The sequence below is a fragment of the Photobacterium lipolyticum genome (assembly GCF_003026475.1).
Lineage (GTDB): Bacteria > Pseudomonadota > Gammaproteobacteria > Enterobacterales > Vibrionaceae > Photobacterium > Photobacterium lipolyticum.
The window spans coordinates 1-22,869 of record NZ_PYMC01000002.1 but is presented as its reverse complement, the minus strand read 5'-3'; the positions used below and the strand labels follow the sequence as shown (position 1 = coordinate 22,869).

Genomic DNA, 22,869 nt, shown 5'->3' with positions numbered 1-22,869 from the left:
CGACATTATTGACTTTGGTCGCTATAAATTAATCGGTTTCTAATGACTGCCAGTTCTTTAGTTTGAAAATTAACAGCCTTTAAATCTGGGTTTAGTTGATAAAATAACGCTGAGTCACGTTCGACATCATACCCGTGTTTGAAATAGCCGCGACCACTTGGGTACTTTAAGTTCCATAACTGGCTTTTTACGACTCGACTGATGGCAATAAACTCACCAATATAATTGGCTGTGTCTTCAGTAATTCTAAATTTGAGGGCGAGATTACCAGTACTGTTAGTATTGAAAGTTTGGTTACCGTTAGAGCCTTCAATGGTGATGCGGTAGAGTTCATACTCGCCGGCAGGAAGCGGCAGAATGAAAAGTTGTCCTAAAAGGGAAGGTGTTTTGAAGTCGGAGTGAGAATTATCATTAGTTAACATGATGGTATCGTCATCACCAATCTGTCGGATCATGAGTGTAGTGGTTAAAGCCTCACCTGAGGCGGGCAAGGTTCTCGAGGCACCAATCATACCGACTAAATAGCCTTTTGGCTGATCATTCTCTTCGGTGTACTTATCTGGCAATGTAATGTCAAGACCCGATGAGCAGCCGAAAAGAACAAAGCTATAAAAGAAAATAAAGATATATTTCATCGGTGAACATTCCTTGTCATGCCTGAACCATTTATTTCCCTAATGAAAAAGGCTAACCGCCAGTCAATTTCATAAAAGGATGGACAGTATATTCCACAAATCTCATTTAAACACGTTACTTATCTGAATGTTACTAATTCGAATGCCAAGATACGAACGATACCACGAAATGAGTGCAATTTTGATATGAAGAACTCCATTGTTGCCTGTTTGTTGGGCTTGTGTTAATGAGCCTGATTGAAGGTGTGGCTAAAAAAATAATGAAATCGATTAGTTTTAAGTATTTTGCATCAGTTTTTTTTCTTGGTGATCGAGGCGGTTTAGCTTTTCGCCTTTTTTCGTATTTTGCGGTTAGTTTAGTGTTGATCCTTGGATTACAGAATGCTGCTGAAGTCGCCTTGATTAAATCGATGCTACATGTACCTGAGAAAGTGCAGGAACAGATGTTAGATCTTGCTTACCAGGCAGATGTATTGATCGCTGAAGGGGATCTGGACGAATTGGCGGATTGGGAGAGAGGTCAGTATTACTATCTGTTTGTGTTAGATGATACGAACAAGCCTATCAGCGGTCGCGAAATGCACCCGCACTTTGAATATAAGCTGAATTATATTCGTAAGATCGATACGGTATTGGAGAATAGGGTAAATCAGCCCGTTATTGCCTTGCCATTGAATAGCGGTAATCAACTGGTGATCCAGTTTCCCCATCAATTGCATCCGGCACGAAATTTTCCATATTACTTTGGTATCATTCAGGTAATCATTGCCGCCTTGATCCTGAGCGTATTTTCGCTACTTCTGGCCCGTTATTTACAGCGTCCGTTGCATCAGCTTCAAGAGGCCAGTCGCCGTCTGGCTGACGGGGATTTTAGTGTCAGGGTTGCCAATGAGGTCGGTGACAGTGTCACTGAGTTTAATGCGCTTGCCTGTGACTTCGACCATATGACTGACCGTATTCAAATGTTGGCTGAAAAGCAAAGCAGGTTGATCCGTGATGTTTCCCATGAGCTGAAAACGCCACTGGCGCGCCATAGTCTTGCGCTGCACTTGTTACGAAAACGCATTCCTGAAGAAAGCCAGCCGCTGCTGGACAAATTAGAACGTGAATCTGATGAAATGAATGATCTCGTTACAGAAATTCTGGAATTCAGTCGGTTGGAAAACGCCTGCTATTCAGCAAATTTAGTGCCGATGCAGCTGGAAACTTTATGTCATATTCAGGCTCAGGAAAGTCGGCAGACATTAAGGCCGGAACAATCTCTTGTTTGCGATCTCGGGAACGCAACTTCAATGGCACTCGCGGACAGCCGATTGCTGCTTCGGGTGGTAAAAAATCTGCTGGGTAATGCAATCAAATATGCCGGGGAAACGGCAGAAATAACATTATCGGTTAAGCCGCCTATTAAAGACGACGGTCAGTTTGTGACGGTAACTGTTGAGGATAATGGCCAAGGGATTGCGAAGCAGCATATCAAGCGGATATTTGATCCCTTTACCCGGCTCGAAGCTGCACGAGATAAACAGTCTGGTGGTTATGGTCTGGGTTTAGCGATTGTAAAAGAGTCGATGGCGGTTATGAAAGGCACAGTGAAGGCTGAAAACAGAGATCAGGGCGGGTTACGTATTATATTATCGTTTCCTGTTGCAGGCTAGCTATCACAATTGGTCTTACAGAAACCAAAAAGGCACGCTGAGATCCCGAAGTCTTAGCGTGCCTTTTTGTATCATGTGAATGATACGCACAAAAGCTTACTTAGCTGTATTAATGATGTTCTTGAAATGCTTCGATTTAGTGAATAGGTAATCGACATCAGGCGGGAAGTCTTTGTTCGACTTGGCATGTTTCATCATGTCGAACACTTTAAATTCCGTTAACACCGCATATTGGTACGGTTTGAAATCACTATTGGCTTGCATCGTAGGGTCGAAATATTGATCCCCTTTCTTGATAATGGCCTGGTCAAGCAAAGGGTCTTCACAACGATAACCCAGAACGTATCTTTCACCTTTGCCATAAATGACATTCATATAGCTATTGTAAAAGCTCTCGTCTTCTTTCGTTGTACAGGTTTCTAATACGTCTTCATCCATGGCATTGACAGTGACAATTCGGATGTTATCCGGGTTAAATTTTAATTCTGTCAGTTGCTGGCGAATTGCTTCTAAGCTCAGTTGCGTCACTTTAAATACCGCATAATCAATAAAATCGTCGGCATTATACAGTTATCTTTGAAAATCACCAAAAAGCCTCAAAATTACAAGTATTAGTCATCAGCCTGATTTGGGACGCGCGTCTGAACATAGAGCTTTCAGGCGTACTTACCTCTACCAATTGCAAAGAATGTAAATTTAATGCAAATGACAATCGTTATCATTTATATTCATTTCCGAATTTGAAGTGGTAGCCGGCAACGGCAGCAATGGGGTTCTCACATTCTCTTATAACTACAACCAACAAGAGATACGTGACTCATTAAATTTTTGGAGATAATGGAATATGTTTCATAAAAGTCAGCTGACATTATTGATTGGTGCGATTTTAGCGCTACCAGTAGTTCAGGCTCAGACAGCAGATGTTGATGAGCATATGGTAGTAACAGGTCGCAACTCCGGCTATAAGGTTGATACCAATACCAGCGCCATGCGTATCGAAGCAACCCAGCTTGAAACGCCGGGACAAGTTACGGTCATCGACGAACAGCTTATCGACGAGCAGCGGGCAAGTACGCTTGGTGAAGTGCTGAAGAATGATGCAAGCATCTCTGCTGGTGGTGTCAGCCGTAACCGCGAGTCTTTCTCTCTCCGTGGGTTTTCGTTAGATAGCGGCAGCAGTTTTTTACGTGACGGTAAGCAGCATTGGTCTCATTACCGTCAGCCGATAGAGTTGCTTGAGCGTGTCGAAGTACTCAAAGCTCCTGCTGGGTTGCTCTACGGAAAGTCGGCACCTGGCGGCCTGGTTAATATGGTATCAAAGAAACCGACTTACGAGACAAAGGTAAATGTGAGCCAGGATATTGGCTCTAACAACGAATCACGTACCGTTGCCGATATCAGTGGTTCTCTGAATGATGAGCAGACCCTGCGTGCACGAGCGATTGTCGCCAAGCAGAGCTACGACTCATGGCGAACATATACCGATGGCAGTACGCCTTCGACCGAGCGCTTTATTGGTGGTCTGTTCGTCGATTATGATATCAACGACACCGTTACCGTATCATTTCACTATGACAAAACGAATGACAACGGTAATGTTGATTCAGGTGCTTACATCGTCGACGGCAAACCGGTATCAGGTCGTGATCACATCTGGGATGCACAATGGTCAACGATTGAGAACGATGTCGAAAACATCGGCTTTGATGTGGCGGCAAAGTTATCCGATGGATGGCGCCTGAAAGGTGGCTATAACCATCAGGACTTTGAGCGCCGAGATATCGAGAGTTTCTCAAAGCCTGACACCTATAACCCTGCTGATGGTACATTTACTTACAACGGTTATGACCGTTGGGACAACTGGCAGTTTGATACTGCATATGTTGATCTTGTTGGTGAGTTTGATGCGTTGGGGGTAAGGCACCAAATGTTGGTTGGTGCGAACTGGTTGGGTTATTACTACAAAACTCAAAGTGAGTACAAGAAAGGATACACTGCGACGGCGGATCAACCTATGGATAAGCCTGCTGATCTGCATTACAGCAATGGTAAGGTAAAAGATCCAACTAAGCGCGATTCATATGGTATCTATGTTCAAGATATGATCACGTTCAATGATCAATGGCAATTACTGGCAGGTCTGCGCATCGACCGTGAAGAAAACGATATTGATACTTACAATAATATTCTGCCTAAAGCGGGGGTGATTTATCACCCGGCAGAAAATGGTTCGATTTACCTGACGTATTCAGAAAGTTTCGAACCTAAAGATCCCATCAATAATGACAATGACATTAATAACGGGAAGGCACTTGATCCTGTCAAAGGCACGCTTTATGAGCTAGGGTCGAAATGGGAGTTACTCGATAACCAGCTGTTTGTCTCTGGCGCCATATTTGAAATTACTCAGGAAAACAAAGTGATTTCTCAGGATCTGGATGGTCAGTCTGATTTTGAAACCGAGACCACACAGGCAGGAAAACAGATCCACCGTGGTGCTGAATTCAGTGCGACCGGTTATCTGTCAGAAGCGTTCTCGCTAAGCGGTTCGATGACTTACCTAGATGCTGAAATCAAAGATGAGTTCGATGCATCCATTGACGGTAACCGTCCGGCAGATGTGCCTGAGTTCTCTGCAAGTGTCTGGACGCGGTACTCGTTTGCGAATAATACAGATTTGAACCTTGGTGCCATTTACGTGGGTGACCGTTTTGGTGATGAGAAAAATACGTATAAGAAAGACGCTTATACCCGTATCGATACGGGGGTTGCTCATACCATCAAATACGATCAGACCCTGGATATGATTGTGCGTTTCAATATAGAAAACCTGTTTGATAAAGACTATCTTGCAGGTGGCAGCCAGACTAAAACGGTGATAGGCGAAGGCCGTAACTACATGGCAACACTTCAGTTCCGCTACTAACGCCATTGGTGAGGGGGAAGTACTTTCCCCTTTTACTTTGTTTCACACGTCGTCGCAACCAGATAGTTGTACAATCTGAAAATTCTTCAGCTCGGTGTCATTTATGTGGCCCTCGCTTTCAATTAGAATCTACTGGATTTTTTATTTTTAATACTTACCTAATTTATCGGGTGAATTTTTATTTTAACTTTTTCAAAAGTATTGATTACAAATATGAATTTAATAAAACCTAGTTTGGCTATCCTGATGCTCAGCGTTACTGCCGGAGCATATGCTAATGATCTTGACGCCGCTCGGGTGATTGAAACTAAGACCAATACCGCATCAACGCTGAGTCAGAACAAGATTGATAAGAGTGCAGAAATCGCCTTGTCGATGAAAGCTGATATCGAACAGCTTCAGGAGGAAGTTAAAAACCTAACGGTTTATCGTGATCATTTGTCGCGCCTGGTTGCGAACCAAAATGAAGAAGTGACAAGTATCGATAGTCAGATCCTGGGTATTAAAGAAACACGTCAGGGCGTGGTCCCCCTGATGTATAAAATGATCGATGGTTTGAAACACATTATCGCGGATGACAAGCCGATTAAACGTGAACAGCGTTTGGCTCGAGTAACTAAGTTAGAAGGGATGATGTCACAAGCAGATATCAGTGATGCCGAAAAATATCGACGAATTCTTGAGGCCTACCAGATTGAAGTGGATTACGGCACTAAGCTGGGCGTGTATCAAGGTAAAGTGGCGATAAGGGCAAATGAGTCAATCGAAGCGGATCTGCTTCATCTTGGTCGTATTTCTTTGGTTGCTCGCAGCCTGGACGGAACGCGTTACTGGGCATGGAATGATAAAGAAAACGGTTGGCAAGTTATTGATAGTGCTGAAAGCTCAAATATTGATAAAGCGTTTGCTATTGCAGAAAAACAGGCTGCGCCAAGCTTAATCACGCTACCGGTTTCGGCACGGGCTGTACCTGAAAAACTGACTGCGACCCCCCCCGTATCTCAACAAGCCGCATCTCAACAAGCAACAACAGCATCAACTAACGTGGAGACCAACTAAGATGAAGTTCAAAACGTTAGTAACAGCCCTTTGCCTGTTTAGCTTGCCGGTTACGGTCTCTGCTGAATTAATATCTACAGAAACATTGCTTTCAAAAACACAGCAGGCCCAGAAAGCGCAGCGTGCACATAACATACAACGTGAAGCCGGATTTAACCAAACAGAGCAGGGTATTCGTGCCCAACGTGACGCACTGCTTGCTCAGCGTGATCAACTTCAACGTGAAACTGATCAATTGAGCAAGACCTTCAGCGAAAACGAAAACCGGCTTTCAGTACTGGAAGAACAGCTTCGTTTAGAAACCGGAAGCCTGGGAGAGTTATTTGGTGTTGTTCGCCAGTCGGCCAAAGAACTGAACGCTGAAATGGATTTCTCGGTAACGGGGGTTGATAGCACGCAGTATGCATCTGTTGTCGATCAGATTGTTGACGCCAAGGCATTGCCTTCGATGACTCAGTTAACGGGCCTGTGGCAGGGCATGGTTGAGCAAATTGATGCCAGTGCAGAACTTGCCCCTGTTTCGGTGCCGTATATTAATGGCGAAGGGTATAAAGTCGACGTAGACGCCTATCGCCTGGGCAGTTTCGCATTGGTTGGCGACCAGGGTTACGTTCAATGGAATAGTGTTCGTCATGTTGCTAAGCCTTATTTAAAGCAACCTGAAAAAGGTCCGGTTTCTGCTGATTTGGCGAGCATGAGTCAAGTCGGCCTGATGCCGCTGGTTGTCGATCCTTCCCGCGGTATGATGCTTGAGCAATTAGCAAATACCCCTTCGCTAAGTGAGCGACTGGAACACGGTGGCGTTGTGGGTAAGATCATCTTAGGCTTACTAGCGATTGGCGCGATTATTACGTTGTTCCGTGGCGCTAAGCTGTTTATTGCCCGCCAGCAAATTAAAGCGCAATTAAAGAAACCACAACAGCCTGGCAATAACCCGTTAGGCCGCGTTATTGCGGTGTATGACAAAGAACAAAATCGTAGCGTTGAAGCATTAGAATTACGTTTGCTTGAGGCCATTGTTGATGAACAGCAAAGTCTTGAGAAGGGCTTATCGATGCTGAAATTGCTTGCGGCACTGGCACCTATGTTAGGCCTGCTGGGCACGGTGACGGGGATGATCGAAACCTTCCAGGTGATCACCCAGTTTGGTAACGGTGATCCTAAAGTGATGGCGGGCGGTATATCAATGGCGCTTATTACGACGGTACTCGGCCTTGTTGCGGCAATGCCACTGCTGCTTGCGCATAATATTTTGAGCACTCAAGCTGATACCATCCGAAATATTCTGGAGAAACAAGGGATCAGCCTTGTTGCAGAGCAGGCTGAAAAAGTAGGAAAAGCAGCATAATGGAAATCAGTCTTTTACAAGCCTGGTGGTTATCATTATCACAATTCATGAACCAGGGCGGCCAAATACTATGGTGGTTGGCTGCCGTGGTCATGCTTTGCTGGTTGCTGGTGGTTGAGCGGGTTATCTACCTGCTCTTCCAGTATCCGAATCAGAGAAAAGCCTGGCTCGCGAAATGGCATGAACGTGATGATCAAACCTCATGGTATGCCCATGCAATGCGCGAAGGCTGGTTAAATGAAGCCCGTACCGCGTTAAGTCAAAACTTAAACTTGATCAAAGTGCTGGTGGCCATTTGCCCAATGCTTGGCTTGCTCGGTACGGTGACAGGCATGATTTCTGTGTTTGATGTGATGGCGACGCAGGGCAGCAGCCAACCTCGTTTAATGGCCTCAGGTATTTCGCTTGCGACACTGCCGACAATGGCAGGCATGGTTGCGGCACTTGCTGGTATGTTTGTTCACGCTCGTCTTGCTAAAGCTTGCCACATGCGTGAACTCAAATTAGAAAAATTATTAAGGAGCCAATGATGAGACTCAGCCGTCCGTCTTCTGCTCGTGAAGAAGCACAAATCGATATGACATCTATGTTGGATATTGTTTTTATCATGCTGATATTCTTCATTGTTACAAGCTCGTTTGTTCGTGAATCGGGTGTCGAGGTCAATCGCCCGCAGGCCAGCAATGTTGTGAGTCAAAAGGATGCAGGGATCTTTATCGCCATCACATCAGCCAATGATATCTATATCGACAAACGTGTGGTGGATGCTGAACGTGTGCAAGCTACACTTGAGCACCTGCTGCTGGAACAGCCGGAAGCATCGTTAGTGATCCAGGCTGACGAACATGCCTATAACGGTACTGTGGTGAAAGTGATGGATGCGGCGAAAGGTGCGGGTGTACAAAATATCGCCCTGGCGGCGGAGAAGCGTTAATGTTTTCTGTAGCTTTTCGGCTTTTGGTTGCACTGCCGGTATCGACGGCTGTGGCGTTGGGATTGTTCACCTTTATGGCGTGGATGGTTGATAACGGCCAGCAACGTGCGCCTGAACAATCTCAAGTGCTGGCGTTTGATATCGTGATGGTTGAGCAAGAGCGCGATGCTCAGCGACGCCAGCGTGCTTTGCCACAAAAACCGGATACACCGGAACCACCACCGGAAGCAGTGCCAACCAGTTCGCAATCTGTGACGGCGACACCCACGCCAGCCATGCCCAATTTGGCATTGGACACGGCAATTTCTGGTGTGGGGATTAATGTGCCTCAGTTCTCTGATTTTGGTGCCAATCAGCAAGCGATGCCGTTATATAGTGTTAAACCTCGCTATCCTGCGCGAGCGGAGAAAATGCGGGCGAAAGGGTATGTAGTGTTGTCTTTCACCATCGATCCGCAAGGGCGTCCTACAGATATTTCTGTGCTTGAAGCAAAACCTCGGCGCTTATTTGAAAAAGAGGCCATTCGCGCACTGCGTAAGTTCAAATATCAAGCCAAGGTAGTTGATGGAAAAGCAATTGCGCAAGAAGGTCGAACTTATCTATTCAAATTCGAGCCCAAAAAGTGATTAAGATGAAGAAAGTTGTTATTGCTCTTGCCTTGATGCTGTGTGTACCTGTGAGCACCAATGCTGAAGAACTCTCTCAGTTTACTGCCGGCAAAGTTCAGCGTGCGCATAATTTGCAGCAAGATGAAAAATTGAATGACGCCATTGCGTTGCTTGCTGATTTAGATCCTTCTCGTGCTTATGACAAAGCGTTTGTAAAGCGTATGCTCGGCATCTTCTATTGGCAGAAGGGCAATACCGATAAAGCCATTGATAATCTGTCTTATGCCGTTAAAAGTGGTTTGTTAAATGACGAGCAAGCATGGGTTACGCAACGTATGTTAGCTGACATTCTATTATCGAATCAGCAGTTTAAAGCCGCCTTACCGCATTACTACGCGCTATCAAAGCAGATCCCGGAGTCTCAGAAAGCCGATGAATTATGGTTGCGCATTGCGCAAAGCCATTATCAGCTAGAAGAGTGGCAACAGGTACTCTCGGCGTTAAACCGTTATAAGTCGTATCAAAAGAAAGATGAGACCCAGCCTCTGACCATTCGGTTGGGTGCGCAGCTTCAGCTGAAACAATGGAAAGCATCCATTTCAACCCTTAATTGTCTTATCGTGTTAGAGCCGAATAAAACAGTCTGGTGGCAGCAACTGGCGGGCATTCAATTACGTATCGGGCGCTCATCCGATGCGTTAGAGACTCTGGCCCTGGCGAGGCATCAGGGGGTCACATTAAGTCAGCAAGATCTGAAAACTCTTGCTCAGCTCTATGCACAAGCTGGTATTCCCGAGCGTGCTGCAATCTTGTTTGATGAGTTAGATGCTAGCCAGCACAATCCCGGTTTACTGTCTGAACAAGCAATGTATTGGCAGATGGCAAAAGAGTGGGATAAAGCCATCTCTGTCTGGATGTTAGCGGCAAAGTTAGACAGTAAACACCGCTGGCCGCTGGCCCAATTACTGCTTCAGGAAGGTCACTATCATAAAGCACTTGCCGAGCTGGATAAGGTAAAACGTAAAGACAAGAAAGCAGTGATAGAGCTTGCGAAGGTGCGGGCCTATTACAAGCTGGAAGAATTTGAAAAAGCGATTATCCACGCCAAGCTTGCAAATAATATTGCGCCCTCTGCTGCGTCAAAAAGCTGGATCAAATACTTGGAGCAGGTTCGTCATATGCAGAAGTGACCCTATAAATACTGCGTTACTTCGCTTCAAAACAAAAAGAGCGATGGACAATTTGGTCCATCGCTCTTTTTGTTGATTGGGTGTTTAGGTGCATATTTGGCGGGCTTCTGGTGATAATACCTATAAATTTGATCAATATCAGCATTGACTTAGAAAATGGTATACCTGAGGGAAATGTCAGCCGGATGAATTGATAGTCATAATGTTATTGTGGTAAATGTAACGGGTGATATCGACATCGTGATACCAAATTGACCAGCTGCCTGGTTAAGCACAGCCCGCTTCTTAATTTGGTATTGTTGGAGATAGGCACATGGAAAATCTTGAAAAGGCTAAGGCATTATTTACACAGCCGTTAACCTTGGAAGAGTTGCGCAAGCTTGATCAACTTGAACGTCAAGCAAAAGGAAAAGAAAGGATGTATATCGGAGCATTGTGGGATGCGGCTTATGCCGCGGTTGATCCTATCGTCTTGCATCAGGCTCGTGTTGAGGGCTTGTTGTAATTTAACTGTTTTTTAGAATACGGTAGGGAGATCGGTACTATATCTCCCTGCTTCCTACCTGTTTCAACCGTTCAAGCCGCTTTTTTCAGCTCGGGATGGACGATATCGAGGTGAGTAGTATTAAGGAACTGCGCAACACCAATCAGATCGAGTGATTTGAAGCTACGCTTGGGTCCAAAAATGCCAGTAAGTGGATACGACTGGATCCGGTCGATACAGTGATTTCACATCCTGGATAAATATGTAGCGGCCGGTACCATTGTTCTGACTTATTCTGGTTGATATATGTGTATTTCTAGACCGTAATGCTTATGCGACGTTTAACATTTTTTGTTGATGCGACAGATACTCATCATAAGTACCTTGGAAGTTAACGAGCTTCTTGTCTTTCACATCAATAATAGAAGTTGCAAGAGATGATACAAACTCGCGGTCATGGCTCACAAAAATAAGCGTACCTTGATAACTTTTAAGTGCGTTATTAAGCGCTTCAATCGCTTCCATGTCCATGTGGTTCGTTGGTTCATCCATAACGAGAACATTGATGTCTTGCATCATCAACTTACCAAACAGTAAGCGGTTCTTTTCACCACCAGAACAATTTTTCGCTTTTTTGTTTGCATCATCAGCGGTAAATAGTAAGCGACCTAAAATACCACGAACCATCAAATCATCGTGCTTCGTTGTGCGCCATTGTGAGATCCAATCGAAGATACTTAAATCGTTGTCGAAATCGGCTGTGCTGTCTTGTGGGCAATAGCCGATAGAAGCATTTTCAGACCATTTAACAACGCCTTGTTTTTGCTCTAACTCGTTGACTAGGCAGCGTAGCAATGTCGTTTTACCGACACCATTTTCGCCAATCACGGCTAAACGAGTACCTGCTTCCAGAAGTAAGTTACCGTTTTCAAAAAGTAATTCATCTTCAAAGGCATGCCCCAAATCTTGTAGCTCAAGTGCTTGGCGATGCAGCTTCTTGCCTTCACCAAAATCAATCGATGGGCTAATACGGCTAGTCGATTTAACTTCGTCTAGCTTGATCTTATCCATCTTTTTCGCGCGAGAACTTGCTTGCTTAGCTTTAGAAGCGTTTGCACCAAATCGATTTACGAAATCTTGAAGTTCGCTAATTTCAGCCGCTTTTTTAGCATTGCCAGCCAATAATTGCTCACGAATGAGGCCTGAAGCTTCAAGGAAGTATTCGTAGTTACCTGGGTAGATACGAAGCTCGCCGTAATCGATGTCTGCCATGTGAGTACAGACTGAATTCAAGAAGTGGCGGTCGTGCGAAATGATGATCATCGTGCACTTACGCTGGTTCAATTCTTCAGCAAGCCAGTTAATCGTATGAATATCCAAGTTGTTGGTTGGTTCATCTAACAACAAGATATCAGGGTTGGCGAAAAGTGCTTGAGCTAATAGCACACGAAGTTTCCAGCCCGGAGCAACGTGTTGCATTAAACCGAAATGGAACTCTTCTTCAATACCAGCTTGCAGCAAAATATCGCCAGCGCGGCTTTCTGCGGTGTAGCCATCCATTTCTGCGAACTCACTTTCAAGTTCGGCCACTGCCATGCCGTCTTCTTCGCTCATTTCTGGTAGTGAGTAAATACGGTCACGTTCTTTTTTGATTTCCCATAGCTTGCGGTCACCCATGATCACTACGTCGATAACGTTGTATTGCTCGAAAGCAAATTGGTCTTGACTTAGCACGCCAAGTTTTAATCCAGGGGTGATAGATACATTGCCAGAGCTTGGAGCTAATGCACCGCTAAGAATCTTCATGAACGTTGATTTACCACATCCATTGGCTCCGATTAAGCCGTAACGGTTACCGTTACCAAACTTAGCAGAAATGTTTTCAAATAAAGGTTCGGCACCGAATTGCATGGTGATGTTTGCGGTTGATATCAAAGAAGTATTCCTAGGTATGAAGATTGACTAAGCGCTTAGTCAGAGATGCCAAATCTACAGAAATTAAAGCACGAATTAATAGGTGGCGAATTATACAGATTTATTAAACAAATAACAGATGTGGGAGGTAAGTCACAGAAGGTGGTTGGGTTTGAGGAAAGAACAAGAGAATTCTCATTTAAATTCATGAATTTTATGTGGGTAGCTGAAATTGACGCATCAAGAGTATCCATGGTTAAGGAAGTTGAGACATCAATCGTCTAAATGGCGGAGCAAAATGAATTGGTGTTTTGATCTGTATCTTAACGTAAACAATGTAAATTAAATGCCAATGATAACCATTATCAACTACATTGATGCCATTCAGGAAAAACACATTCAATTCGGGCTGTTATCCTCATGGCTTCTAAGCACAAGGCACTGGTAAACAATAAGACGCTGTTGAAAAGCAAGGCTGTTCAGACTTGGGCTCGCCGCCTGCATATCTATATTTCAATGGCATTGCTGCTTGTTGTGCTGTTTTTTGCGATTACCGGAATCACGTTAAATCGCCCGGCTCTGTTCGTAAAAAGCCAGCCTGATATTTCACAATTAACCTTGTCATTACCGGTTGAACTGCTGAGTTCAGACGGTGGTAAATATGTACCGAATGAAAGCGCCCTGGTTAAACACCTGACGCAATACGCGCGGTTATCAGGCCAGCCTTCGGCACTGCAGGTATTCACGGAAGTTGAAGACGATGAATTGCTCGAAGGCGAGATCACGATGGACTACAAAGGCCCGGGCTATAACGTTGCGGTATTTATTGATATGGCAAGTGCAGAAGCGGTCATCGAGAAAACACATTATGGTGCAGTGGCGATACTGAATGATTTACACAAAGGGCGAAATAGCGGTGAGGTATGGAAATGGTTTATCGATATTACGGCCTTGCTGATGGTGTTTTTTGTTCTGACCGGAGTGTGTCTGCTAGTACCAAAGAAAAAGACATTTAACACCTCGCTTAAGTGGACGGTATTCGGCTCTCTTATCAGCTTATTAATCTTCTTTGTTGCTGTTCCTTAAAAGTATACGGCGCATTTGTTCCCAAAGGATTTTCCATGACACTTATCACCAATAGCCTTTTGGTTGCCGCATTGGCTTTGCCTCTTTTTGCTCAGGCTACCGCAATTCCTGCAAGCGCACATATAGAGGTGGAATTTGAGTTGCCAAAAATTGAAACCACCATGTATGCCCGCCCTTATGTTGCGGTCTGGGTAGAAAATGGCAACCGGAAATCGGTACGCACTATTGAGTTGTGGGTCGGAAAAGATGAGTGGCTTAAAGATTTGCGTAGCTGGTGGCGAAAAGTCGGCCGCTATGACCGCGAGTTGGTTGACGCCGTGACGTCCGCAACACGGCCTGCGGGTGAATATCGTTTTATCTGGGACGGATTAGACGACAACGGTAACCGGGTAGAGCAGGGCGATTATACCTTCTACGCTGAAGTGGTCCGTGAGCATGGTGGCCGAAATTACTTACGGCAAAAAATGCACCTAAGTGATACCGCATTTACGCATAAGGTTGCGCCGACAGAAGAAACTGGCGTTATCACGATTAGCTATAAAATCAAATAGGAAATCGAGTAATTACAATGACTAAAGAAAGCAAAGTGAAAGCACTGACCATGGCTTGTGCGGTAGTTGCGGGTCTGGCAGTAACGGCTACGGCAAATGCACATCCACGCTGGGTACTTCCTTCCCACTTCACGGTATCGAAAGAAGGCGGCGATTGGTTAACTTTTGACGTGACGGCGTCACACGGTACATTTGTGTTTGATAAACCTGCAGGCAGTGAATCAGCAGCGGTTGTGATGCCCGACGGTCGCAAAGAACGGCCAAATTTTGTGATCCGCGGTAAGCGTCGCTCTATCTTCGATTTCTACTTTGAAGAAGAGGGTACGCACAAAGTAGAAATCAACAATGTGCCGAGTTATTACACGCAATATAAGGCTGGCCGACGCGACACTGTTAAGTGGATGAAAGCCAGCAAGGCCGAGCGTGAAGTACTACTTCCTGAAAAGTCTCGTGATGTTGTAACTCAGCTCGGTTTCACCCGTGCAGAAAGCTATGTCACTGTGGGGAAACCAACCGGAAAAGCCATGGAAATTGAGGGTAAATATCTCGAGCTGCTGCCGGTTACGCATCCATCCGATATTGTCGAAGACGATGAAGTCAGCTTTCAGTTTTACTATAACGGTCAACCTCAGCAGGGCGTGACTGCCGAGATCACTCGTGAGGGTACGCTTTACCGCAATCACCAGCAGCAGATTGATGTCGTGAGTGACGAGAATGGCATGGTGACCTTTATACTCGATACGGCAGGTCGCTGGCTGATGAAAGCGAACTATAAAGGCGAGTTACCCAACAACCCATTGGCAGATATCGCAAGCGTCAATGTTCATTTTACCTTTGAAGCGTTACTTCAGTAACAACGGCTAGCTAACCTAGCTAACGACTGAACTAACCTGTTTCAGCAGGCTATAAATTTATTTCTTATTAAGCTGTTGAGGTTTTCATGAAAAAGAGCACCAGCCTTGCTTTATTGTCTCTTACTGCACTTTTTTCTGGCACGGCAAGTGCGCATTTCCCCTTGATGAGCTGCTGGTTCGACGCCGATAAAGTGATTTGCGAAGCTGGCTACAGTGACGGGAGTGCAGCGGTAGATTATGACATTAACATGTATGACTACGATGATAATCTGATTGCCAAAGAGACTACCGATAAGCGTTCAATTGGCGAGTTTACCAAACCGAAGGCTGATTTTTATTTAGTGTTTGATGCCGGCCATGAAAGTCCGGTTGAGGTCGATGTGGTTGAGATTTCAGAAAAATGAACAGCCAAACAATTCATACCGATGATGGTGGCCGAGAAGGGAAATGGGTCGCACTTTCTATTTGCCTCATTCTGGCTATAGCCGCGATTTTACTGCCGTATCATCAGCAAATAGCCAAACAGCAATCGCTGAGTACGCATCAGGTTTTTATCAAATACTTGGCTGCTGATGAGTTAGCAATGATTGCCGAACTTCGACTGGCCCATGAAGAAATCCGTAATTTACGCCAGGACAGTATCGAATTAGCGGGCACTGAGCGTTGGGCTGATATTGCTGAGCTTGAAGCGCTTTGGTTAGCTCCTTTTATTCAGGATAAAAGCTGGGAACGAAAAGGTAAGCATCTCTGGTTAAAGATAGCGCCAGCGATTTATCAGGGAGTACCTCAGTTAGAGAGCGGTTCGGCCGCTGTTGTATTGAATTCGATGCAACAGGAACCTGAGATCTGGTTATTCCTGGATAAGAAGCTCCAGCCTGCCATTGCAGGTGACGTTGTAACTGAAAAGGTTCCATTTCAATCACGGGTATTAATAGAGGCAGGTTGGAAGCAAGTTGTGTTTGCTGATAGCGAAGTGTTTTAGCAAAACAGCCGTTTGTATTAATGATTCAGATTTTCAACACATGGTATTCATCATGAAATTACTATTAGAACAGTTTTTATTAAGCATAACGTTATTTAAAAAACAGACCATGATTACAATCCTTATCAAAACGGCATCGGTCGCTATCTTTATGCTTGCTGCCGTGCAGGCACAGGCTAATGAGAAATTAACTATTGGTATTACCCTGCAGCCTTATTACAGCTATGTAAAAGCGGTTGTCGGTGACAAGGCTGAGGTGTTGCCGTTAGTGGACGAAGGTTTTAATTCCCATAACTACTTACCTCAGCCTAATGATCTGCGTCGTCTGGGAAAAATGGACATTATTGTCATTAATGGCATTGGTCATGACGATTTTGCGCTGAAGGTCATCAAAGCCGCGAACCGCGCCGATCTTATCGTGCTAGAAGCCAATAAAGATGTGCCGCTGTTGCCGGCAATGGGGCAATCAGTCGGTGATGGCGCGGTTAACCCTCATACCTTCGTTGGGTTGTCGACCACCATTCAGAAGGTGTACACCATAGCCAGTGAACTGGCCAAAATTGACCCTGAGAATGCGCGGGAATACCGTAAAAATGCCCGTGCCTATGCGACCAAGTTTCGCAAAATGAAGCGCGAAGCCATGCTGACCTTAGGTGACTTGAATACTGCAGGCATGACCGTTGCGACTACCCACAATGCATACGGTTATATTTTGCAAGAATTCGGAGTGGATGTTGCCGCAGTCATCGAACCCGCCCATGGTGTTGAACCGAGTGCCAGCCAGCTGCAGGGCACGATAGAGAAGATCAGGAATGCCGGTATCGACGTGCTTTTTTATGAGCTAAACATGCCGAATCGTTATGTTGAAACCATAGAACAAGCGACGGGTATACGGTTATACCGGTTCTCGCATATGACCCATGGATCGTATGCAGTGGACAAGGTCGAGACCGAGATGAAAGAAAATTTGGCGACTCTGGTTGCAGCCATGAAATTTGCGGCAATGAAGGGAGGACGTTGAGTGTGGGCCCTGGTATCCGTTTACAAAATGTCGGCCTGAAATATGGTGGCAACGTTATTCTGCAAGATATTAATCATGAACTATCAGCCGGTAAATGCCATGTTGTGATGGGGCCGAACGGTGGTGGCAAAACATCGCTATTACGTTCGATTCTAGGTTTGACGCCATTCTCTGGTGACATTGAAATCCAATGGCCTGAAGAGAAAGGGACGATTGGTTATGTGCCACAAAAAGCGACCTTTGAATCCAGCCTGCCGTTTACTGTGATGGATTTTATTTTACTTAACCAGAGCCGTCATCCGTTGTTCTGGCGTAAACGTAAAAGAGAACAAGATCATGCCTTAGCTCAGTTAGACCGGATTGGCATGGCTAACCGTGCCGACCGCCGAATGGGTCAATTATCCGGTGGTGAACAACAGCGAGTGTTGTTTGCGCAGGCGTTGCTTGATTCCCCGGACTTTCTGGTTCTGGATGAGCCCACGACGGGGATGGACGAACAAGGTGTTCGGTATATTGAATCGTTAATCTATGAACTGGTTCAGGAAAACAGAACAATATTGGCGGTTCACCACGATGTGACGGCCGTTCGCCGTTTACAGGCAGAAGTGCATGTTGTTAACCGTCATTTGATTGATAGTGGCGCGGTCTCTGAGGTGCTTGCTCCTGAAAAAATCGAGCGCCTGTTTAACCACTATAGTGCTGCGTCTGTTTCAGTAAATAAAACGATGAAGAAGGTCGCGTAATGGATTTAATTCGTTTTTGGGCGCAAGCGGGCGTTGATGCGGGTTGGTTGAGTGAAAGTTTTTCATATTCCTTCATGGTAAATGCTGTCGTGGCGGCATTGATACTGGGCCCGTTACTGGGCGGATTGGGGACGTTGGTTATCGCTAAGCGACTGGCATTTTTTTCAGAAGCGGTAGGGCACGCAGCATTAACCGGTATCGCGCTGGGTGTTTTGCTGGGTGAGCCGCCCGATAACCCGATCATCGGCTTATTCAGTTTTTGTATGATCTTTGCCTTACTTCTGCACTTTGTCCGAAATCGCACAAGCGTTCCTTACGACACGCTGGTTGGCGTATTTTTGGCGCTAGCATTGGCAGTGGGCGCGGCGCTATTAATGTACGTGGCACGTAAGATAAATATCCACATGCTGGAAAATGTGTTGTTCGGCTCGATCCTGACGATAACCGATTACGACTTGTTAATACTGGCTGTCAGCTGTGCATTGATCGTCCTTGTTTTAGTGCCTATGTTTAACCGTATTTTACTGACGTGTATCAGTCCTGATATTGCCCGTGTGCGCGGCTATGCGACCAATTTTTACGACTACCTGTTTGTGATGATGATTACGCTGGTCACCATTGCGTCAGTGAAAATTGTTGGTGCAGTGCTAGTGGGAGCGTTATTGCTGATCCCAGGGGCGACTGCTCGTTTGTTAACGAAAAACATGGGCAGTTTTGTCATTATGTCGGCATTTCTTGCCACGATCAGTTGCCTGATCGGCACCATCTTGCCGATGGAAATGAAGCTGCCCGTGCCATCAGGCGCCGCAATCATCATTGTTTCAGCGTGCTTCTTCCTGACAGCAACGTGTTACCGCATAATCCGAAAAGGATAACCTGACGTGTTTAAGACCCGTATTAACGAACGACTATTAAAAACAGTTTTTGCAATAGTCACCATGAGCTCTGCGATGACTTCTGCGGTAGTAAAAGCAGAAGATATTTTAACCGCTACACCAGTGACTTATATGTTAGCCACAGAGCTAACCAAAGGCACTGAAATTACCACCCAATATTTGCCGCCGAAGCGTTTTGGCGTGTCGCGATTACCCAACTGGTTTAGCACCAAAGGGGCAGAGCTAACGGCACAAGCGGCTAAAGATGCGACAGTGGCCATTACTTTAGCTGCAGTGTGGCCACAGGATCCGCTGTTCACTCATGCCAGACAGGGCAATGTTCGTATTATCGAAATTGATGCATCCCAGGCAATTTCGCCACGTGCTCAAGGCGTTGCTGCTTTACGCCTTGAAGATGGTTCGACCTCGCTTTATGCATGGCTGAACCCGACGAACCTGACTCGAATGATTGCAATTGTGAGTCAAGACTTGCAACAAGTTTGGCCTGAACAGGCTATAACAATTGAGCAGAATCAACAGCAACTGATGATTGCTGTACGTCAGTTAATCAATCAGCAACAGAAAGTGTTAATTGACGCCGAGATAGATTCGGTTGTACTACTCTCTGAAGAGCTGGAAGATTTCGCATCAGGTAATCAATTGTTTGTTGTCGAGCGGTTTACCCATCCAGAGCTTGAATGGACGGCAGAAGACAAGCAGGCTTTATCTGAATTGCTCCATGGCGATGACTCGCTGTGGTTGCTGACCTCGAAAAAAATGAGCGCACTGCTGAAATTAATGGTACCTGATCCAAGGCGCGTTCTAGTTGTTGATAGTGTTGATCGGTGGGGGCGAGAAGGGATCAATAAAGATAAACCGCTTAACCGTTGGCTTCTGAAATTGTAATGCCGAATGACTGTCAACAGTACCTGACTGCTGGCGGGAGGGCTTGCTTCACATGAATAGCTCAACAAAGCAGGCTAAATATGTTTTAATGTCGACCTTACAAAGGGACAGCGTTATTCAGAGCGATAACAGCTCAATTTGGTTAATAAATGCTATACCTTGAATTATCTTTAGGAAAAGAAATGGCAAACGGCAAAAAATTTGATTACCGCGTAGTAGAAAAAAGAACTGGCTGGGCGGCGGAAATTATTCGACAAGTGTCAGCAAGACGAACCACTATCTCTAAGCGCCAAGCCGACTTTGCTACCGAAGCAGAAGCAACTGAATGGGCAGAGAAGGCGTTGGCTGAATTTGTACAAAGCCAAGTAGAGCGCAATAAGCGTAAGTCGCTACAGCGCAAAGCGGTAGATGAAGTTGTTGATTCAGAAGAAGTAACATCGCTCTAAACCAACTATTCGTTATTATTGCTAGAAACCTTAGGCTGGATCAGCCTAAGGTTTTTTTGTCTGTACCTTGCCTATTTGGAAAAGCTACCGATCTCATCCTGAATCAACCGCAGCCAGTAAGACCCTTCCACTCCACTGCGTAAATCCACTTTCCTGATAGCAGTTTGTTTTTACGTGATTTTTGCTATGACTCACAAATAAATTTCACTATAATTCTGAGCAATTGAGTTGGCACTATGATGCATCGCATTTAGTTGCCCCGCTGGGATTTAGCTATCTTTGGCGGTAGCGTGTCAATTATTGCCTTTATTTGTCTAATGGACTGATTACGCCACTATGGTGCAATCCGGCAACATGGGTATAGATTTGAGTGGTTTTGATATCAGCATGACCGAGCAATTCCTGAATATTTCTCAGGTCGGTTCCGTTTTCTAACAGCCTGGTAGCAAAAGAATGCCGGAATGTATGGCAGCCGGCTCTTTTTAGAATATTTGCATTTTTAATGGCTTTCATAACTTGTTTTTGTACCGCTCTATCAGTGAGGTGATGGCGCATCGTTTTTTCTGAACGAGGATCGATACTTAATCGTGAGGCAGGGAAAAGGTATTGCCAACCATAGCCTTTTGCTTGAGTAGGATATTTCTTTGCTAATGCATAAGGCATATAGACATCGCCAAAACCATTACTTAAATCTTGATCATGGAGTATGTTAACTGCTTTGAATTGTTGTCGAAGTGGTGCGTGAAGAGAGCGGGGAAGAAGCGTTTTTCTATCACGGTTACCTTTACCATTCCTGATAGTTATTGAACTGGTATGAAGATCAATATCAGTTATTCGAAGTCGTAATGTTTCGTTGATTCTTAATCCGCTTCCGTACATCAGTTGAACTGCAAGCTTGAAAGGTGATGGTACAAGCTCAATGATTTTGACTGCTTCTTGGTGACTGAAGACTTCAGGGATCTTCGGACCTTTTTTTGCTCGTTTAAACGTCAGTTTTTCAGTGTTCTGTTTCAAGAGTTCACGACATAAAAAAACTAATGCATTTAGTGCTGTTTTTTGTGTGTTGGGAGAGACATTCTTACTGATGACTAAATGTTCAAGGAAGCGGCTTATATCCGTTGATGTAATATCTTGACGCGACTGATAGCCGCTGTAGTGAATGAAGCGCTTAATCCAATGGATGTAGGTTTTTTCTGTCGAATAGGAGAGGCCACGGACTCGTATAAATGACGTTAGCTCGGAAATAAATTTGCTGTTAATCTCAGAAATAAGCGGTGGAATATCGTTCATATTACTGTTTATCCATCCAGTTTTTTATTGAGGCTAAACAACAAATACACGATCCACAATACATTGTTAATTTGATTCGCTGATTTTTACATGTGCTTCACATTAGCGTGAAAAATAACGTTGTATCAGTTACATAAATAGGTAAGTCGATTGTGTGATATACGAACCTAAGGCGTATATATGAGAGCTGATTATCTAGGTTATTGAATTAATTTGATGTTTCTTAAAGGGTTAAAAGGTGATCACCGAAAAGTAGACCATGAAGGAAATATACGAACGAGTTATACGAACTGGTTTCGTTGAATAAAATGTTATGCACCTAGAGCAATGTATTGTTTTGTGTTGTAGCTTCATCGTTCAATACCAAAATTTCTCAGGCCATTCGTTCATCAAAAGGCTGTCGTTTGGCATCGAGGATAAGCTGGTTGGAAGTTCAGTTGCTGTCTTTGTGTATGAACCGTCAGGCTTTCGTTTAATACCCTTTGTGTTCCGCGGTTTCAGAAAGCAGCGATCCCTTTGGCTTGCAACTTCAGCGCAGGGCAGCCAATCTGGTTTGGCATCAGGAATGTAAAAAAGTCCTGCTGGCTTAAAGGCGTGGATTGTCTCACGGGATCTTCAAGTCAGGATTTGTTGCTGTTCCATTCAAAAGACATCATGCGCGGACAGATTTTCGGCCAAGCAAAAGCAGCACAAATGGATGGAGTTGCATAACAAAAGTATCAAGGTGACGCATTTTACTCGGCATTTTTGGTATGAAATTCAGTGGATTTGGTGAGTTCATCGTGGCGCACCTTATCCTAGGCGTTATGGCGCTAGGTGCACAGAAAACGTGGTGATCGCTTTACTGCCTCGGGTCGTGCTTAGCCGCTATGAAGTCGGTCTTTTCAGGCGATATACCTGAACGCTTCTCTGTATAACGAACTGGGATATTGATTGGTTTTGTCCGCAGCACGCTCGATTTGCGTTCCGAGTATGCTAGTTTCTGAGTCAATGTTCCAATTAGCGTCATTGCCATGTTTTTTTTGACCTTACCAATTAATTTCATAGTTTGCGGTTATTGAGCTGTATACCTGTAACATCATTTATCGCTTTGATAAAAGAGCGATTCAAGTTCAAATAACCTCTTATTTACGATGTAATTCAGCAAGTTAAATGGCATTTACTTTAACTATTTACCAAAATGGTTATCATATTCGTTCATGTGCCGGACATACTTAAGCGGTAGCGTGCGTGGCGATTGATGTTGTTGCCTTGAGTGCGCCATAACAAAGGTATCAAGGTGACGCGTTACACTCGGCATTTTTGGTATGGAGTTCAGTGGGCTTGGTGGGTTCATCGTGGCGCACCTTATCCCAGGCGTTA

Annotated in this window: 23 protein-coding genes; 19 read left to right on the top strand and 4 right to left on the bottom strand. The window is 44.9% G+C overall.

Annotated features, from left to right (window positions below):
* Nucleotides 1-5: 5 nt before the first annotated feature.
* Entirely contained in the window at nt 6-635 is a 630-nt protein-coding gene (locus tag C9I89_RS02985) for a hypothetical protein (protein WP_107281878.1), read from the bottom strand.
* A 260-nt stretch (nt 636-895) separates the two neighbouring features.
* Here C9I89_RS02985 and C9I89_RS02980 point away from each other — a divergent pair, with 260 nt between their 5' ends.
* The gene (locus tag C9I89_RS02980; protein WP_107282299.1) at nt 896-2,290 is read left to right on the top strand and encodes an ATP-binding protein; all 1,395 of its coding nucleotides are present in this window, start codon (nt 896-898) and stop codon (nt 2,288-2,290) included.
* A 96-nt stretch (nt 2,291-2,386) separates the two neighbouring features.
* Here the strand turns inward: C9I89_RS02980 and C9I89_RS02975 are convergent, their stop codons facing one another.
* A complete protein-coding gene (locus tag C9I89_RS02975) occupies nt 2,387-2,818 on the bottom strand; it encodes a hypothetical protein (protein ID WP_107281877.1) in 432 nt (143 codons plus the stop codon).
* A gap of 316 nt (nt 2,819-3,134) precedes the next feature.
* On the opposite strand from C9I89_RS02975, the gene C9I89_RS02970 reads away from it, so the two are divergent.
* The 8 genes from C9I89_RS02970 (at nt 3,135) to C9I89_RS02935 (ending at nt 10,860) form a co-directional block, all read left to right on the top strand.
* On the top strand, nt 3,135-5,216 hold the full coding sequence (locus tag C9I89_RS02970) for a TonB-dependent siderophore receptor (protein WP_107281876.1): 2,082 nt from the start codon (nt 3,135-3,137) through the stop codon (nt 5,214-5,216).
* A gap of 213 nt (nt 5,217-5,429) precedes the next feature.
* Nucleotides 5,430-6,275, top strand: a complete 846-nt coding sequence (locus C9I89_RS02965) for a DUF3450 domain-containing protein (RefSeq protein ID WP_107281875.1) — start codon at nt 5,430-5,432, stop codon at nt 6,273-6,275.
* 1 nt (nt 6,276) lies between these two features.
* Nucleotides 6,277-7,623 (top strand): MotA/TolQ/ExbB proton channel family protein, encoded by a 1,347-nt coding sequence (locus C9I89_RS02960; RefSeq protein ID WP_107281874.1) that lies wholly within the window; start codon nt 6,277-6,279, stop codon nt 7,621-7,623.
* Nucleotides 7,623-8,153: a MotA/TolQ/ExbB proton channel family protein gene (locus tag C9I89_RS02955; protein ID WP_107281873.1), complete on the top strand. Its 531-nt coding sequence runs from the start codon at nt 7,623-7,625 to the stop codon at nt 8,151-8,153. The genes C9I89_RS02960 and C9I89_RS02955 overlap by 1 nt, the downstream gene beginning before the upstream one ends.
* Nucleotides 8,153-8,557 carry an ExbD/TolR family protein gene (locus C9I89_RS02950; RefSeq protein WP_107281872.1) on the top strand — a complete coding sequence of 135 codons (405 nt, stop codon included), beginning with the start codon at nt 8,153-8,155 and terminating at the stop codon, nt 8,555-8,557. The genes C9I89_RS02955 and C9I89_RS02950 overlap by 1 nt, the downstream gene beginning before the upstream one ends.
* A complete protein-coding gene (locus C9I89_RS02945; protein WP_107281871.1) occupies nt 8,557-9,183 on the top strand; it encodes an energy transducer TonB in 627 nt (208 codons plus the stop codon). Before C9I89_RS02950 ends, C9I89_RS02945 begins: the two co-directional genes overlap by 1 nt.
* Before the next feature lie 5 nt (nt 9,184-9,188).
* Nucleotides 9,189-10,355 carry a tetratricopeptide repeat protein gene (locus tag C9I89_RS02940; RefSeq protein ID WP_107281870.1) on the top strand — a complete coding sequence of 389 codons (1,167 nt, stop codon included), beginning with the start codon at nt 9,189-9,191 and terminating at the stop codon, nt 10,353-10,355.
* 313 nt (nt 10,356-10,668) lie between these two features.
* Nucleotides 10,669-10,860 (top strand): hypothetical protein, encoded by a 192-nt coding sequence (locus C9I89_RS02935; RefSeq protein WP_107281869.1) that lies wholly within the window; start codon nt 10,669-10,671, stop codon nt 10,858-10,860.
* A gap of 309 nt (nt 10,861-11,169) precedes the next feature.
* On the opposite strand, the gene C9I89_RS02930 is transcribed toward C9I89_RS02935, so the two are convergent.
* A complete protein-coding gene (locus C9I89_RS02930) occupies nt 11,170-12,774 on the bottom strand; it encodes an ABC-F family ATPase (RefSeq protein WP_107281868.1) in 1,605 nt (534 codons plus the stop codon).
* Nucleotides 12,775-13,173: 399 nt separating this feature from the next.
* On the opposite strand from C9I89_RS02930, the gene C9I89_RS02920 reads away from it, so the two are divergent.
* The 10 genes from C9I89_RS02920 (at nt 13,174) to C9I89_RS02875 (ending at nt 20,217) form a co-directional block, all read left to right on the top strand.
* Complete coding sequence (locus C9I89_RS02920; protein WP_107281866.1) at nt 13,174-13,839, top strand: PepSY-associated TM helix domain-containing protein; 666 nt, start codon at nt 13,174-13,176, stop codon at nt 13,837-13,839.
* 35 nt (nt 13,840-13,874) lie between these two features.
* Entirely contained in the window at nt 13,875-14,390 is a 516-nt protein-coding gene (locus C9I89_RS02915) for a DUF2271 domain-containing protein (RefSeq protein ID WP_107281865.1), read from the top strand.
* Between the two features lie 17 nt (nt 14,391-14,407).
* Nucleotides 14,408-15,244: a DUF4198 domain-containing protein gene (locus C9I89_RS02910; protein ID WP_107281864.1), complete on the top strand. Its 837-nt coding sequence runs from the start codon at nt 14,408-14,410 to the stop codon at nt 15,242-15,244.
* Between the two features lie 86 nt (nt 15,245-15,330).
* The gene (locus tag C9I89_RS02905; protein ID WP_107281863.1) at nt 15,331-15,648 is read left to right on the top strand and encodes a hypothetical protein; all 318 of its coding nucleotides are present in this window, start codon (nt 15,331-15,333) and stop codon (nt 15,646-15,648) included.
* Nucleotides 15,645-16,226, top strand: a complete 582-nt coding sequence (locus C9I89_RS02900; RefSeq protein WP_107281862.1) for a DUF6162 family protein — start codon at nt 15,645-15,647, stop codon at nt 16,224-16,226. The genes C9I89_RS02905 and C9I89_RS02900 overlap by 4 nt, the downstream gene beginning before the upstream one ends.
* Before the next feature lie 151 nt (nt 16,227-16,377).
* Nucleotides 16,378-17,247, top strand: a complete 870-nt coding sequence (locus C9I89_RS02895) for a metal ABC transporter solute-binding protein, Zn/Mn family (RefSeq protein ID WP_245905405.1) — start codon at nt 16,378-16,380, stop codon at nt 17,245-17,247.
* Nucleotides 17,248-17,249: 2 nt separating this feature from the next.
* On the top strand, nt 17,250-17,990 hold the full coding sequence (locus C9I89_RS02890; protein ID WP_107281861.1) for a metal ABC transporter ATP-binding protein: 741 nt from the start codon (nt 17,250-17,252) through the stop codon (nt 17,988-17,990).
* The gene (locus C9I89_RS02885) at nt 17,990-18,865 is read left to right on the top strand and encodes a metal ABC transporter permease (protein ID WP_107281860.1); all 876 of its coding nucleotides are present in this window, start codon (nt 17,990-17,992) and stop codon (nt 18,863-18,865) included. The genes C9I89_RS02890 and C9I89_RS02885 overlap by 1 nt, the downstream gene beginning before the upstream one ends.
* A 63-nt stretch (nt 18,866-18,928) precedes the next feature.
* On the top strand, nt 18,929-19,771 hold the full coding sequence (locus C9I89_RS02880; RefSeq protein WP_211315211.1) for a metal ABC transporter substrate-binding protein: 843 nt from the start codon (nt 18,929-18,931) through the stop codon (nt 19,769-19,771).
* Nucleotides 19,772-19,953: 182 nt separating this feature from the next.
* Nucleotides 19,954-20,217 (top strand): DUF3622 domain-containing protein, encoded by a 264-nt coding sequence (locus C9I89_RS02875; protein WP_107281859.1) that lies wholly within the window; start codon nt 19,954-19,956, stop codon nt 20,215-20,217.
* Between the two features lie 306 nt (nt 20,218-20,523).
* Here C9I89_RS02875 and C9I89_RS02870 read toward each other — a convergent pair whose 3' ends face one another.
* Nucleotides 20,524-21,507 carry an integron integrase gene (locus tag C9I89_RS02870; protein WP_107281858.1) on the bottom strand — a complete coding sequence of 328 codons (984 nt, stop codon included), beginning with the start codon at nt 21,505-21,507 and terminating at the stop codon, nt 20,524-20,526.
* Between the last annotated feature and the right edge of the window lie 1,362 nt (nt 21,508-22,869).

Coding starts and splice junctions, on each gene's coding strand:
- C9I89_RS02935 (WP_107281869.1), top strand. CDS start 10,669: ATGGAAAATCTTGAAAAGGCTAAGGCATTATTTACACAGCCGTTAACC.
- C9I89_RS02895 (WP_245905405.1), top strand. CDS start 16,378: ATGCTTGCTGCCGTGCAGGCACAGGCTAATGAGAAATTAACTATTGGT.
- C9I89_RS02945 (WP_107281871.1), top strand. CDS start 8,557: ATGTTTTCTGTAGCTTTTCGGCTTTTGGTTGCACTGCCGGTATCGACG.
- C9I89_RS02960 (WP_107281874.1), top strand. CDS start 6,277: ATGAAGTTCAAAACGTTAGTAACAGCCCTTTGCCTGTTTAGCTTGCCG.
- C9I89_RS02905 (WP_107281863.1), top strand. CDS start 15,331: ATGAAAAAGAGCACCAGCCTTGCTTTATTGTCTCTTACTGCACTTTTT.
- C9I89_RS02970 (WP_107281876.1), top strand. CDS start 3,135: ATGTTTCATAAAAGTCAGCTGACATTATTGATTGGTGCGATTTTAGCG.
- C9I89_RS02920 (WP_107281866.1), top strand. CDS start 13,174: ATGGCTTCTAAGCACAAGGCACTGGTAAACAATAAGACGCTGTTGAAA.
- C9I89_RS02880 (WP_211315211.1), top strand. CDS start 18,929: ATGAGCTCTGCGATGACTTCTGCGGTAGTAAAAGCAGAAGATATTTTA.
- C9I89_RS02955 (WP_107281873.1), top strand. CDS start 7,623: ATGGAAATCAGTCTTTTACAAGCCTGGTGGTTATCATTATCACAATTC.
- C9I89_RS02940 (WP_107281870.1), top strand. CDS start 9,189: ATGAAGAAAGTTGTTATTGCTCTTGCCTTGATGCTGTGTGTACCTGTG.
- C9I89_RS02870 (WP_107281858.1), bottom strand. CDS start 21,507: ATGAACGATATTCCACCGCTTATTTCTGAGATTAACAGCAAATTTATT.
- C9I89_RS02900 (WP_107281862.1), top strand. CDS start 15,645: ATGAACAGCCAAACAATTCATACCGATGATGGTGGCCGAGAAGGGAAA.
- C9I89_RS02915 (WP_107281865.1), top strand. CDS start 13,875: ATGACACTTATCACCAATAGCCTTTTGGTTGCCGCATTGGCTTTGCCT.
- C9I89_RS02980 (WP_107282299.1), top strand. CDS start 896: ATGAAATCGATTAGTTTTAAGTATTTTGCATCAGTTTTTTTTCTTGGT.
- C9I89_RS02885 (WP_107281860.1), top strand. CDS start 17,990: ATGGATTTAATTCGTTTTTGGGCGCAAGCGGGCGTTGATGCGGGTTGG.
- C9I89_RS02950 (WP_107281872.1), top strand. CDS start 8,153: ATGAGACTCAGCCGTCCGTCTTCTGCTCGTGAAGAAGCACAAATCGAT.
- C9I89_RS02875 (WP_107281859.1), top strand. CDS start 19,954: ATGGCAAACGGCAAAAAATTTGATTACCGCGTAGTAGAAAAAAGAACT.
- C9I89_RS02985 (WP_107281878.1), bottom strand. CDS start 635: ATGAAATATATCTTTATTTTCTTTTATAGCTTTGTTCTTTTCGGCTGC.
- C9I89_RS02965 (WP_107281875.1), top strand. CDS start 5,430: ATGAATTTAATAAAACCTAGTTTGGCTATCCTGATGCTCAGCGTTACT.
- C9I89_RS02910 (WP_107281864.1), top strand. CDS start 14,408: ATGACTAAAGAAAGCAAAGTGAAAGCACTGACCATGGCTTGTGCGGTA.